The organism is Streptomyces sp. NPDC026589, assembly GCF_040638385.1.
Taxonomy (GTDB): domain Bacteria; phylum Actinomycetota; class Actinomycetes; order Streptomycetales; family Streptomycetaceae; genus Streptomyces.
In genome coordinates this window covers 36,550-50,679 of record NZ_JBEZYG010000015.1, presented here as the reverse complement: position 1 = coordinate 50,679, position 14,130 = coordinate 36,550, and the positions used below count along the sequence as shown (strand labels likewise).

The window sequence follows — 14,130 nt, the reverse complement described above, 5'->3', positions numbered from 1 at the left end:
TTCCCGCCGGAGAAGAGATCCGCCACGTGACCGACCACCTGCTCCACCTCCATGGCGATGTCCTCGCCGCGATGCGCCGGGGGCCCAGGGACTTCGCCAGGCTCGCCTTCGCCCTCGCCGACGAGGAAGAGCCCGCCGACACGGAACAGGGCCGGTTCCGGGACCGTGTCGCGGCCTCGGGTCCGGGCGACGAACTGACCACTCTGTGGCACCGGACGCTCACCGCCTGGGACCTCGCGGAGCAGGCGGACTGGTCCGCGGCCCCGCCCCGTACGGACGAGCGGCGAGCGGACGCGTACGACCGCCTCGGCTTCGACGGCGACCTGCGCAAGGTGCTGGACCACGCGGTCCCGGTGTTCAAGGAGCCCGGCCCCACGATCATCAGCACCACGCCGACCTCGTGGTACTCCCGCGACACGGCCGCGGTCCGGTCCTTCTACTGGACCGCGTACGAACAACTCCTGCGCCGCAAGGGCTGGTCGGACGCCGCCGTGGCGGGCCTCGACGAGGCCAGCCACGCCGTGGTCGAGCGGCTCGCGGACCCGATGCGCCCCGACGCCTACGGTGCCCGGGGCCTGGTCGTCGGATACGTCCAGTCCGGCAAGACCGCCAACTTCACGGGCGTCACGGCGAAGGCCATCGACGCGGGCTACCGGCTCGTCATCGTCCTCGGCGGCACGCTGAACCTGCTGCGCGGGCAGACCCAGCGCCGCCTGGACATGGAGCTGATCGGCCAGGAGAACATCCTGCGCGGCGCGGACCCCGACGACCCGGAAGCCCTGATCGGCGTCGACTACCAGGACGACGAGGACTGGCCGGAGAAGTTCGTGAGCCACCACGGCCGCCCGTCCACGCTCGGCGCCTTCGACATCGAGCGGCTCACCACCCGGGACGACGATTACCAGAGCCTCGCCACCGGGATCCGCGCCCTCGAATTCGACAAACAGGTCCGCACACAGCCCCTGCACGTGCCGGACAACCTCCACCGCGCCGCCGCCCGCGTGATGGTCGTGAAGAAGAACAAGTCCGTCCTGAGCAAGCTCATCAAGGACCTCAAGAAGATCGGCGGCCCGCTGCTCTCCGAGATCCCGACGCTGATCATCGACGACGAGTCGGACCAGGCGTCCGTCAACACGACGGACCCGAAGAAGTGGGAGGAGGGCAAGGTCACCCGTACGGCGATCAACCGCCAGATCTCCGAACTGCTGGGACTCCTCCCCCGCGCCCAGTACGTGGGCTACACCGCGACGCCGTTCGCCAACGTCTTCGTCGACCCGGGCGACGGTGAGGACATCTTCCCGCGCGACTTCCTGATCTCCCTGCCGCGTCCCACGGGCTACATGGGCGTCCAGGACTTCCACGACCTGGACCGTACCGACGAGTCGGCCGTCGGGAGCGCCGAGCGGGCACACGTACGCGGCATCTACGACGACGCCCATGGAGACCGGCTCGCGGAGGCCCTCGACGCCTTCGTCCTCACCGGCGCGCTGAAGCTGTTCCGCGCGGCCCACGACCCGTCTCTGGAGAGCCACTTCCGGCACCACACGATGCTCGTCCACGAGTCCGTACGCATGGCCGAGCACACCGCCCTGGCCCTACGGATCAGCTCGATATGGCACCAGGCCGGCTACACGAGCCAGGAAGGCCACGCCCGCCTGGCGGCCCTCTTCACCTCCGACTTCCAGCGCTTCGCCGACGACGGGCTGCCCACGCCCGCCTCGTACGAGGAACTGAGGCCGCATGTCTCCCGCGCCCGCCAACTGATCAACTCGGGCGGAACGCCGGTGCTCGTCGTCAACGGCGACACCGAACGCGACTACGACCAGCCCGAGCTGGACTTCGACCGGACCCCCAACGTGTGGAAGATCCTCGTCGGCGGTACGAAGCTCTCGCGCGGCTTCACGGTCGAGGGTCTGACGGTGACGTACTACCGCCGCAGGACCCAGCAGGCCGACACCCTGATGCAGATGGGCCGCTGGTTCGGCTTCCGCCCCGGCTACCGCGACCTGGTACGCCTCTACATCGGCCGTGCGGAACCCGCGGGCAGGACCAAAACGGTCGACCTGTACGAGGCCTTCGAGGCGATCTGCCGCGACGAGGAGACGTTCCGCGCCCAGCTCACCCGCTACGCCACCCTGATCGACGGCAAGCCGCAGGTGACCCCGGCCCAGATCCCGCCCCTGGTCTCCCAGCACCTGTCCTGGCTGAAGCCCTCCGCCCGCAACAAGATGTTCAACGCGGAGCTGGTGGAGATCCGCTCCCCGGGCGAGTGGGTCGAACCGACGGCCTACCCGACCGCCGCGGCGGACCTGCGCCACAACGCGGAGGTGTGGCGGCCGGTGCTGGACCTGCTCGACGCCGGCCCCGTCACTGTGCCGCGTGGCATACCCGCCGGCGGCCTCGGCGGCAGTTTCGAGGCTCAAGTCGGCACTCTCGATCACGAGGCGTTGCTCAAGATCCTCTGCGAACTGCGGTGGTCGGTCCCCTCCCAGTTCTCACCCCATCTGGAGTCCCTTCTCTCCGCCGGTGAACGTGCCGACGGCATTGACGACTGGCTGGTGATCCTCCCGCGTCAGACGTCGTCACGTCGTGTCGAGGCGAGCGTCCTGGGATCCCGTCCCCTCTCCCTCGCCCACCGTGCTCGGCGGCGGGGCGATCTCTTCGGCGCCATCAGTGAGCCGAAGCATCGCGAAGCCGCACTACGGATCGCACGCGCGAACGACGCGGCCGGCCGGGCCGGTGACGCAAGCCTGGAATCGTTGGCGCGCGAGCGGCGCGGCGTGATCGTCCTCTACCCCGTGGTGGAGGAGAAGCCCCCGGCCGTATCCCCTACGGGTGCGATAGCCCCGGAGCGTCTCGTCATGGCCTTCGGTCTCGTCGCGCCCCGCTCCTCGACCGCTCCGCAGAGGAGCCTGGTGCGCTTCCGGACCGTCGATTCGACCAGGAAGAACTCCGCGATCATCGAACGCGGGGCGGGCGGTTCGTAGGAGACTGGTGATGATGAGCACGGTCGAACCCTCGTCCCCCGGCGTCTCCGCCCGGATGAGCCGCCAGGTGAGCCGCGACACCAAGCCCGAGGTCGCGGTGCGGAAGTTGCTGCACGCGGCGGGCTACCGCTTCCGTCTGAACGTCCGTGTTCCGGACATGCCCCGGCGCACGATCGACATCGCCTTCACCCGGGCCAAGGTCGCCGTGATGATCGACGGCTGCTTCTGGCACGGCTGCCCCGTGCACGCCACGCAACCGAAGTCGAACGCTCAGTGGTGGCGGGACAAGCTGGACCGAAACATGGCCAGGGACCGGGAGACGACGGAACACCTGGCTGCGGCGGGGTGGACGGTGCTGCGATTCTGGGAGCACGAGGCGGCCCCGACAGCCGCGAGCAGGATCGCGGTCACACTGGATTCGATCGCAGCTGACCGAAGCTGACCCGGCCCTTCGGAAACCGCGCACCCCAGCGGTGTTCCGATGCGATCGGCACAGCTGTCTCAGTGCACTGGAGCGACCGCCTCCGAAGGCCCTTCGCAAAGGTTTCACTTTCACTTATCAAGTCTTCACTCACCCAATAGAGTGGAGAGGTCGCACAGGGCTCGGGCCTCGCCTCGTTCCCCTGCCAGCAGACGCGGACGGCCGGCGACGGGCTATCTCGAGCGGAAGAGAACGGGGAACGGTCGAACCTCATGACCGATGAATCTGGCGCGATGTACGACACCTTCCAGGCGCTACTGGAATCGTTCCCACCCTCTGAGGCGGTCAAGCGGCTGGAGCAGCTCGGTGTCAGCCGCGAAATCGTCGAACAGATCCGGAAACGCCACGAACAACAGGCTCTTCGTATCAAGGAACTCGAAGAGCCACGTGCGGTCGTGCGGGACAACCACGTCACCTGGTACACCGGCCCCCAGCCGAAGGACAAATGCTGGCCCGCAGTCGTCGACCTGCTCAGCAAGGACAGCTGGTCCACCCCGTCGGTCACCGCCCTCGACGACTCCTCGAGTCGAGTTCTGTCACTGTTGAACCACCCGAAGGAGAAGTCGTTCTCGACGCGGGGTCTCGTCGTCGGTCACGTGCAGTCGGGTAAGACAACCAACTTCACCTCGGTCATGGCCAAGTCCGCAGACCGCGGATACAAGTTGTTCATTGTCCTGGCAGGAATCCACAACGGCCTTCGCCGGCAGACACAGGCCCGACTCGTACAACAGCTCATCGAGCCGAACCCAGCGTTGTGGTCACAGCTGACCGGCCTTGACCGCGACTTCACTCCGCAGGAGAACCCGGCCTCGTACTTCGGGAAGAACAACAAGACACATGTTCTGTGCGTCGTGAAGAAGAACGCGACCGTCCTCCGCAAGTTGGCCAAGTGGCTCGACAAGGCTTCGGACTATCTGGCCGACTGCCCGGCACTCATCATCGACGACGAGGCCGACCAGGCTACTGTCGCAACCAAGTCGATCAACCCTTTGATCCTCAGCATCATGGGCAGCCTGCCGCGGTCCGCCTACGTCGGGTACACCGCTTCGCCGTTCGCGAACCTGCTGATCGACCCGAGCGCCCAGAATCTGTACCCGAAGGACTTCGTCGTCAACCTGCCGAAGCCGGTCGGCCACTTCGGTACCGAGGTGCTGTTCGGGCGTTATGCCCTCGACGGGGACGACCCGGAGGATGTGGACGACGGGTCAGACATGATCCGTTCCGTTCCTGACACAGACGTCTCCGCGGTCCGTCCCTCCACACGTGCGGAGGTTGATGGCTTCGAGCCGGTCATCACCGATACGTTGCGCCGCGCCGTCCAGTACTTCTGGATGGTCGCCGCAGCCCGACGCGTACGGCGTGCCGGCAATCCTCACAACACCATGCTGATTCACACCAGTGTGAACACCACGGTGCACAACAGCTTTCGCAGGCCTCTCGAGCGGCTTCGGGCCCGCACCGCGCAGTCGCTGTCCGATGCGAAGTCCCAGCAGGATCTACGGGAACTCTGGGACGCGGAGACCGCGCGAGTGCTCGCCGATGACTTCGGCGAGACCAAGGTGACCTTCGATCAGCTCGCTCCGGAACTGACCGGAGTGCTCGACCGCTGCAGGGTCATCATGGACAACTCCAGCAGTGAAGATCGTCTTGACTACGAGAACGGCCCTGTCACGGCCATCGCTGTCGGCGGCAACACCCTCTCCCGGGGGTTGACACTGGAGGGTCTCTCCGTCAGCTACTTCGTACGTGCCGTCTCTGCGTACGACACACTTCTGCAGATGGGGCGTTGGTTCGGTTTCCGCAACGGGTACGCTGACCTGCCTCGCATCTGGATGACCGACGAACTGGCCGAATGGTTCAGGCATCTGGCGACGGTGGAGACCGAGATGCGCCGCGACATCGACGTCTACATGACCGAGGCGGAGAGCCCTCTCACCTTTGCCGTTCGCCTGCGGACCCATCCGGCGCTTCGCGTGACTGCGGCCGCCAAGATGCGTGCTGCCGTCACCGCAGCTTCGTCCTACGGCGGCAAACGAGTCCAGACTCATTTCTTCCACACCAATGCTTCTTGGCTGCAGGCGAACATCGACGCCGCACGTCAGCTGGTCGCAGCATCGCTCGCGTCCACACGTCAGGTGGATGAGCAGCTCTCCATCGGACGTTACGTCTTTCGCGATGTGCCGCACGACGTCGTGACTGATTTCCTGGCGAACTATCAGTTCCACGAACGATCTCCCGAGAACGACGGAAAGTTGATCAGCGAGTACATCAAGAAGCGCGTCGCGGCCGGTTCTCTGCGTCGATGGAACGTGGCAGTCGTCGGCACCCCGGGGAGAATCGACAAAGCCTTCGAATTCACCCCTCAGGTGGCCGTCGGACGTGTCAACCGTGCTCGACTGGCTCTGTCCAGCCCCGCCCCGGACTTCGCCGACATCAAAACTTTGATGAGCCGACGTGATGCGGCGGTGGATCTGGCGGGCGACACCGGGAAGCTGACGGAGAAGGAGATCATGGCCGAACGTCGCAAGCAACTGCCCGATACCGGTCTGCTCGTCCTCTATCCCATCGACAGTGTTTCCGAGCCGAGCCCCGCGAAGAAGTTGCGTGAGCCGCTGAACGCCGAGCTGCACGTGATCGGCGTCGGGATGGTCTTCCCCGCCCCGAGGAACGGCGACAGCGAGGTCGAAGGGTACATCTCCGCCGACCTGTCCAACGTCTCCATCGAGGAGGAGGACTACAGCGTCTTCGACCAGGAGGAGTCGTGAGCGACGAGACACTCCGCAGAATCGTCGAGAACACCTGGCATGCCCTCGAAGCCGAACAGGCCTCGTCCGAGCGCCGCCTGCGCGCCACACCGTTGCCTATCGATACTGAACAGGGCCCGGTGTCAGCAGCCGTGGACCATGACGGATTCCGGCACCTGCTGATTCCAGTTCCTGCGAACCGAAAGATTCGAAGCAGCCCCGACGGGCCGGTCCTACGGCTGAGCAAACGAGCTCTCGAAGATGCGGACTCATACCAGAGTTATGCCGACCTCATGCTCTTGGAGGGCGACTTCGGCGACCTGTTCACAGAACTGTGTGTGGATGTATTGGCTGCGACACGCGAGTCGCCACACACGCCGGTCAAAGCGCTGTACGGCGTACTGGACCGATGGAAGGCCCTGTTTCGAGCACAAGGCCCCCTACTCACCCCCGAGCAGATTGCCGGTCTCTTCGGTGAGCTGATGGTTCTCAAGCGGACTCTGGAGATGGACCCCAGCGCGCACCGTCTGTGGCGTGGGCCGAGCGGCCATCGACATGACTTCTGGGGCGGGGCAACCGCTGTCGAGGTGAAGACGAGCGCCTCCGCCCAAGGCCGGCGGCCTCGAATCCACGGCCTGGACCAGTTGGAAGCCCCTACCGGTGGCGACCTCTGGCTTGTCTGGTTTCGTCTCCAGAGGGTGACGGCGGCGGGAGTCGGCATTGGTTTCACCGAGTTGATCGGACAGACTCTTCAACTGTGCGATGACGAAAGGGCACTCCTCGACCTGCTGGCTGAAGCCGGCTGTCGCCCCACCGACACTGACCGCTACCACGAGATTCGGTTCAGCGTCGGCGAGGAACGGTGGTACCGGGTCACCCCCGAGTTCCCCGGCCTGACCGGCGAAGCACTTGCGTCCGCCGGCCTCACGACAGCCGCGCTCGATGTCGCGTACTCGATCGACCTGTCCGGCGAGCCTCCCGTTTCCTTGCACAGCCACGAAGTCCCCGCCGTACTCGAACGCCTGACCCAGGAGCCCGCGTGACAGCAGCGCCCCGCTGGTTCTCGCAGCCGTATCCGCCGGAAGGCGCGACTGCGGCCGAGGGTATCCGTAACCAGCTCGGACGACCGGAGCTCGACCTGCTCACCATCCTGGTGCGCGAGTCGGCCCAGAACAGCTGGGACGCTCGAACTCCCGACCACTCGGGGCCCGTCGACTACCGCATCGACATGAGCACGGTCAGCCCCGCCCACGCGGGTGCCTGGCGTGAGTTGCTACTCGCCGGTGCACCCTCCCAGCGGGACAACTTCCCGCTGCGCGAGAGTCTCAGACGGAGTTCGATCCGTGTCATGGCTGTATCCGACCGCGGCACCCGGGGCCTCGGCGGCCCTACACGCGCGGATACCTTCGCAATCGAGCGTGACTTCGTGTCCTTCATTCGCAACATCGGTGAGCCACGCGACAACGCTCTCGGAGGCGGAACGTACGGCTTCGGCAAAGGGATCTTCTACGTACTGTCCAACACCGGCACGATCCTTGTGCACTCTCGTTGCCGCACAGTTCAAGGGGGATACGAGACCAGACTCATCGGTTGCGCGCTCTGGAAGAGCTACGGCGTGGAGGAGACGAGCGGACATCGCCGCTACACGGGTAGGCACTGGTGGGGAGATATCTCCGGCGGTGTAGTCGAGCCGCTGACTGGACACGATGCGGACACGACCGTTCGGAATCTCGGGCTCAGCCCGTTCGGAGCAGAGGAGACGGGGACCACAGTCGTGGTCGTCGATCCGGCCTTGGACGGCCTCACCCCGAAGGAAGCCGGTGGCTACCTCGCCGACACCATCGCCTGGCATCTTTGGCCCAAGATGATCTCCACGCCCGAGCGGCCCGCGCCCATGCGCTTCTCCGTCACCTGCGACGGCGACGATCTCCCGGTTCCGGACCCTCGGGAGACGCGACCGCTCAACATGTTCGTGACGGCGTACGAAAAGATGACCGCCGCCGACGGTGACCGTCTGCACTGCAAGTCACCCAGGCGTTACCTCGGTCGTCTCGGGCTGGAGAAACGGATCATGCCGCCACTGGAGCCCAGCCGCGCTTCCCGCATGGTCGGCATCGAGGACATCGTTCACCACGTATGCCTGATGCGCCCCGCCGAGCTGGTGGTCACCTATCGACCGGGCCCGAAGCCTCCGAGCGTGAACCTGGGATACGCCGGGGTCTTCCGGGGCGACGAGTCAATGGACGAGATCTACGCCAAGGCCGAGCCTCCCACGCACGACGCCTGGAACCCCCAGTCGCTCGAAAGGCCGGAGAGCACGTTCGTTCATACGACATTCCGTCGCATCGGTGAAGCTCTGGATAATCTACTTTCCCTCGGTGGCACCACACGTTCCGGATCGAGCAATGTCGCCCTGGGCGCTGCCAGCTCCTTCTTCTCAGGACTGGTGGGGGGAGCTTGGGGCATCGGCGGAGCCACGGACTACTCGAAGCCCGGAAACACCATTCCCCGCCACAGGCGCGGGGAAGCCCGCGAGAACCCACATCTCGAGCCGCCGGAGGGGGCCCGTCCAGCTACCGGCGAGAACCCGATCGGTCCGGCCGCCGGGGGCGGGGGCGGTTCGGAGGACGCACACGGCACGGAGCCCCAGTCGCGAGGTGCTTCAACGCCTCGAAAGCGACCACGGGTCCAGTACATCGGCGAGCCTTCCTTCGAAGATCGCGAGCAGGCCTCCCTCCTCGTCCAGAACTTCCGGCTTCCCGTTCCCGGCCCCCAACAAGTGCGGGTGGATCTGGCCGTTACCCTGCCGGGCACAGCCGGACGCGAGACGGACCCGCCCATCGGAGCCGTCATGCCGGAACTTGTCGGTTGGGAAGACAGCGAGGGCCACGTGCACACGGCCGAAGTGATGCAGATCGATGGCAGCGAGTCCCTCTGGCGCGTGCTTGTGCTCCCGGCTCCCGACACGATGACGGAGATCACGGTCAGGGTGGAAGCGGTGAAGCCCACATGACTCGACGCGTTCTTCCTTACCGCACGCCCTCGGAGGACATCGTTCTTGCCGAGGACTGGCACCTGATCACATCGGACGGAGACATCACCGCGCCCGAGTCGCTGCCGGACTGGGACTATCGGATGAACCTTCGTCTGAGCAGGGTTGTCAGTGTCGACCTGGACCGGGCACGCGCTGAATCGGCCCTCCCTACCGATTCCCCGTTGATGCTGTCCGCGGTGTGGACGGCCACCGGGTCCAGTCTCAGTGGCCCGGCGCAGCATTTGAGACTGCCAAACACGGGAACCGTCCCGGTGACGATCGATTTCGAGCTGCGCGGTGCGGACCTCGGTGGCCTCCTTCTGCTCGACACCGCTCTGGTCCTCGCCGAGCGCCGGCCCCATGCCCGACCCTCCTCCCCCAGAAGGGCGGGCTCAATTCTGTGGAGCGATCGACGGGCCTTGCGTCTGCAGGGCGACGCGCCGCAGTTCCCCATGGCTGTGATCGACTTCTCCCTCACGTCCTTCCCCGACAATGCTGCGTGGCACCTACAGATCAGCGGTGGTCTCGAAAGCGCGACCATGGGCTCACTGCTCCTGCTCGTCAATGAACGCAACACCGTCACGGCCGCAGCTTTCGAGAATGCTGGGAAGCCCCGCCCGACAGACCGTCTCGTGCTCTCGGCGGTGTATGCGGATACCGCACGCCTCATGGTGGAGCACGCGCTGAGCCATGAAGACTTCTCCGAGGATTCGGACTATCCCGATGAATCCCTCGGCTCAACGCTGCTGAGCCTTTTCGGCAAACTCTTCCCGGACCAGTCGATCCCTGATATCCGTCTGCGTCAACGCCAGTCTCCCTCCCTGTTCGCCTCGGATCTGCAGGCAGCAGTCAAGATCTTCGAGGTATCGTGATCAGCAACCTCTATCCTCGGCTGCTTTCCGACCGTGCCGGTCCACTTTTCGCCGCATACCACCAGCTTTCGACCTCCGAACTGACCGAGCGTGTGGCCTTCACCCATGAATCGTCGGTGTACGTGGCCACCGGCGGCGACAGGGTGACCGCCGATCGGCTGCGAGAGCTACGCGAAGGCATCTTGGCGCTGGCAGCTCGCGCCGGCTTTCCCGGTGAGTCGGATCGTGTGCGCAACGCCGAATTCGACCTCTCTCTCGCGGCGCTTCTCCACGCCGAGACAGGGATGGTGCCTGCCGAGGCCGCCTCGCGAGACGTCTGGGCGTTTCTCGCTGTGGTCGTCCTTCCCGACGTCGCGTTCTGGCGCTACCCACACCCGCCGAAGGACCGCATTCTCGGTACCGACCTCACCAGGCACGTCTTCGGCCGGCTGTGGTGGCGAGCCCAGCTCGTCAGATCCCCCGATACGCCGGAACCGTACGAGGCTCTGAAAATTCTCGGGGAAGCCGCGTTCGACCAGATCTATGCCCGGCGCGCCGCCCTGGGTGGAAGTCCACACCTGGTGCGGTCCATTCTCCGGGTCTGGGACGGGCTGGACCTGCACGGCCTGAACGAACGCGAGACTCTCCGGGACTTCCTCAAGCGCCTGCTCAGGCTCGCCCCTTTCGTCCTCTTCGACGCCCTCGAGGAGGAGGCGCTGGACGACGAACTGCAGGCGGTCGCTCAGCAGTCGGTCGACGTGCAGCGGGCCTCCCTCAGGAAAGCCCGCGCTGCGGCGACCTCCCGGAACAAGCCCGACACCGAGCGCGGTACCGGGTCCGCAGAACCGAATACCTCGCAAGGGCATGGCTCGGCTGCCCTGCCGGCCAGACTCCGGCCGGAGCCACCGGCTGATCGTCCGCTCCGCTCCGTAGAGATTGGCGCCGGATGCGGCGCCCAGGCGCTCGGGCTGGAACAGGCCGGATTCGAACCTGTACTCCTCATCGACAACAAGGCCGACGCCTGCTTCTCCATCGCGAAGAACCGCCCCGCATGGGATGTGGTTTGCATGGATATCGCAGACTTTCGCGTATACGAGCGCCAAGAGGTCATCGGCATAGATCTGATCAGTGCAGGCCTCCCGCGAGTGAGACCCGCGACGAACGAACAGGGCGGCAGCTCCGACGAACGTGGAGTACTGCGGACGACGATCGAACTGATTCTTGTCATCAGGCCGAAGGCCGTACTCCTGGAGAACGTCCCTGACCTCGTCGACGGCCCCGCCTTCGAACGGGATCGCTCATGGATCGCAGAGAGACTCGAGCGATCCGGGTACCAATGCCACTGGGGCGTGCTCAACGCGGCCGACTTCGGGGTCCCGCAGAATCGACGTAGCGGATTCCTCGTCGCCCTGCAGCGCCCTTACGGCACACGATTCTCGTGGCCCCGGCCCTCCGGCTTCGCGCCGCCCACCGTCGGTTCGGTACTCGGCCCCACGATGGCCGCCAACGGCTGGCCGGGGGCGGATCGCTGGGCCGAACGCGCGGACCGGGTCGCACCGGCACTCGTCGGAGGGTCGGACCGACGCGGTGGCGCGGACCTGGGTCCGACAGGGAGCAAGAAAGCCTGGGAGACTCTCGGGGTGAACGGCAACAGCCTCGGCGACACTCCGCCCGGGCCCGACTTCCCCATGGACGCCCTGCCCAAGCTCACGGTCGAGCAGACGGCTCTGATCCAGTCGATTCCCGAGGACTGGAACTTCGCCGGTGGTAAGACTTCCAAGTACCGACAGATCGGGCACGCCATGCCGCCGCCGCTGGCACGCGCCGTCGGCAAGGCGGTAGCAGCCGCCTTGCGAAGCTAAGATCGCCCCATGCGTACGCCCCTCCCCCACGCCCCCGAGCCCGTCACCGTTGTTGATCTCTTTTCGGGGTGCGGGGGCTTCACTCAGGGTTTTCACGAGTTCCGCCCGGAAGGGGCGCCGGAGGGTTCAGGCCCGTACTTCCGCAGTCTGGCGGCCGTCGAGCACGACACTTCAGCCGCTGCCACCTACGCCGTCAACTTCGGAAACCGGCGCGGACACACGAACATCCCGGCGGCACGGGTCCATCTCGGAAATATCGAGGTTTGGACGCCATCGGCCGACGAGCGCAAGGCGGACGTAGTCGTCGGAGGCCCGCCCTGCCAGGGCTTCTCCGCCCTCAACCGGGACAGGAAGGGCGCAGAGCGAAATCGACTCTGGGAAGAGTATGTCCGGGTGGTCGCAGACATCAAGCCAAAAATCTTCGTCATCGAGAACGTCGACAGGTTCCTGAAGTCGGACGAATTCCAAAATCTCCTTAAAGAGGTTGGCGCGGGTGGCCGTCTGGCCGACTATCGTTTGGTGGATCCACCGGGTCACGTTCCGTCCGAACCGGACGAGCGACGGAACAAGCGGTACCTTCTCAACGCCGCCGACTACGAAGCTGTCCAGGCCCGACGTCGCGCCATCGTCATCGGTGTACGAAAAGACGTCGAAAACGGCCGAACAATGGCTTACCCCGAACGGACCCGGATTCGACCTCCCCGGCGGGGGGCCGGACAGGAGCTAGATGGAATCGAGAGGGAACTGCCCTACTGGCGTGCGGTGGATGAGGTTTTCGAGGAAACCCGCGGATGGGAACCACTGGGTACTGAGCTTCCCGATTCCAAGGACGAGATCGAAGACATCAACAACACCAGCGTCCTGGGCATCTTCACTACTCAAAACCTGCACTTCGGCCGCAATCCGGAGACAATTTCGCGTGCCCGATACAGAGCAATCCCCCCCAGGGGCAACCGGAAGAACCTCCGCGATAAATGGTACACAGAGGATGACGCAGGTAATATTCACATCTACGATGAGAAATATCCGCACGGCGTGACGATCCCGACAAAGTACCTCTCGACCACCAGTTGGGACAACCATAATTCGGGATCCGGAGACGTTATGGGGCGTCTACGCCTGGGCGAACCGTCGGTCACCATCCGGACAGAATTCTTCAAACCGGAGAAGGGCCGATACCTTCACCCGACCGATGCGCGCCCCATCACCCACTACGAGGCAGCTCGTATTCAAGGGTTCCCCCGTGACTTCAAGTGGTGCGGGTCCAAGACGGACATCGCACGGCAGATCGGCAATGCGGTACCGATCCCGCTGGGCAAGGCCATAGCGGCCGCGATCCACACCTTCTTGCGCGGCTGATTCCACGCAGGGGCCTGTAACCCGCAGGCGGAGTGGGTCCCAGTCATACGACTTCAGGCAGCTCCGCCTCGAAGTGCGCCTGCGCGCGATCCAGGGCCCCGTCCGGATCACAGCCGTGGGCCCGGAGCCAGTGGAGGAGGTCGGCGATCACGTCGATGGCGGCCTCCTCCGCGTGCGCCACAGTCAGCGGCCCCTGATGAGCGACCTTGTCACGCACGGACAGCCCGAGGAGCCCGAGCAACGCCTCCGCCCTTGCCACCTCGGGCCCGTCCACGTGGTCGACCGACGACCGCAGGCCGGTGGCCAGCTCGCACCAAGTGACCTTCGAAGTAGCCCGAAAGGCAACACCCCAGCGATCGGCGAGGGCGTCCACAAGCACCAGTCCACGCCCGTGTTCGTCCCCGTCCGCACTCGTGACGAGCACGGGGACGCTCCCCGCATCGGGGTCGCTCACCTCGATACGCAGGCGGCTGCCACTCATGGACACGGTGAGTCGCGCGGGCGTGCCACATCCCACGTGCTTGATCACATTCGCCGCCAACTCCGAAGCGCAGAGCTGGGCTTCCGGGACGATGCCGCCCAGGCCCCAGTGGTCCAGCCGATATCTGAGCGCGTTTCTGAGCCCTGCCAGCTCCGCGGGCTCCGCCAGGAAAGGCATCTCCCACGCCTTGCGCACCACACCGAAGCGACAGCCATCCACGTCCATCACCGCTCTCGTGCAACCAGGGTCACCTTCAGTGACCTTTCGTAAGAGAACAGTGTCAGTGAAACTCTCATTTTGGAACTCTCACCAGACGTTCGCGGGAGCACTC

At 65.3% G+C, this 14,130-nt stretch carries 9 protein-coding genes; 8 read left to right on the top strand and 1 reads right to left on the bottom strand.

Annotated elements, in window-relative coordinates; translation table 11 throughout:
- Positions 1 to 26: 26 nt before the first annotated feature.
- The 8 genes from AB0F29_RS25110 (at position 27) to AB0F29_RS25075 (ending at position 13,318) form a co-directional block, all read left to right on the top strand.
- The gene (locus AB0F29_RS25110; protein ID WP_361875927.1) at positions 27 to 2,987 is read left to right on the top strand and encodes a Z1 domain-containing protein; all 2,961 of its coding nucleotides are present in this window, start codon (positions 27 to 29) and stop codon (positions 2,985 to 2,987) included.
- A gap of 10 nt (positions 2,988 to 2,997) precedes the next feature.
- Entirely contained in the window at positions 2,998 to 3,429 is a 432-nt protein-coding gene (locus tag AB0F29_RS25105; RefSeq protein WP_361875924.1) for a very short patch repair endonuclease, read from the top strand.
- Positions 3,430 to 3,680: 251 nt separating this feature from the next.
- Positions 3,681 to 6,233 carry a Z1 domain-containing protein gene (locus AB0F29_RS25100; RefSeq protein ID WP_361875921.1) on the top strand — a complete coding sequence of 851 codons (2,553 nt, stop codon included), beginning with the start codon at positions 3,681 to 3,683 and terminating at the stop codon, positions 6,231 to 6,233.
- Positions 6,230 to 7,255, top strand: coding sequence for a PD-(D/E)XK motif protein (locus AB0F29_RS25095; RefSeq protein WP_361875918.1), 1,026 nt, complete (start codon positions 6,230 to 6,232; stop codon positions 7,253 to 7,255). The genes AB0F29_RS25100 and AB0F29_RS25095 overlap by 4 nt, the downstream gene beginning before the upstream one ends.
- The gene (locus AB0F29_RS25090; protein WP_361875915.1) at positions 7,252 to 9,225 is read left to right on the top strand and encodes a hypothetical protein; all 1,974 of its coding nucleotides are present in this window, start codon (positions 7,252 to 7,254) and stop codon (positions 9,223 to 9,225) included. The genes AB0F29_RS25095 and AB0F29_RS25090 overlap by 4 nt, the downstream gene beginning before the upstream one ends.
- A complete protein-coding gene (locus AB0F29_RS25085) occupies positions 9,222 to 10,118 on the top strand; it encodes a hypothetical protein (RefSeq protein ID WP_361875912.1) in 897 nt (298 codons plus the stop codon). Before AB0F29_RS25090 ends, AB0F29_RS25085 begins: the two co-directional genes overlap by 4 nt.
- Positions 10,115 to 11,959 carry a DUF6339 family protein gene (locus AB0F29_RS25080; protein ID WP_361875909.1) on the top strand — a complete coding sequence of 615 codons (1,845 nt, stop codon included), beginning with the start codon at positions 10,115 to 10,117 and terminating at the stop codon, positions 11,957 to 11,959. The genes AB0F29_RS25085 and AB0F29_RS25080 overlap by 4 nt, the downstream gene beginning before the upstream one ends.
- 9 nt (positions 11,960 to 11,968) lie before the next feature.
- On the top strand, positions 11,969 to 13,318 hold the full coding sequence (locus AB0F29_RS25075) for a DNA cytosine methyltransferase (protein ID WP_361875906.1): 1,350 nt from the start codon (positions 11,969 to 11,971) through the stop codon (positions 13,316 to 13,318).
- A 43-nt stretch (positions 13,319 to 13,361) separates the two neighbouring features.
- Here AB0F29_RS25075 and AB0F29_RS25070 read toward each other — a convergent pair whose 3' ends face one another.
- Positions 13,362 to 14,024 carry an ATP-binding protein gene (locus tag AB0F29_RS25070; RefSeq protein WP_361875904.1) on the bottom strand — a complete coding sequence of 221 codons (663 nt, stop codon included), beginning with the start codon at positions 14,022 to 14,024 and terminating at the stop codon, positions 13,362 to 13,364.
- Between the last annotated feature and the right edge of the window lie 106 nt (positions 14,025 to 14,130).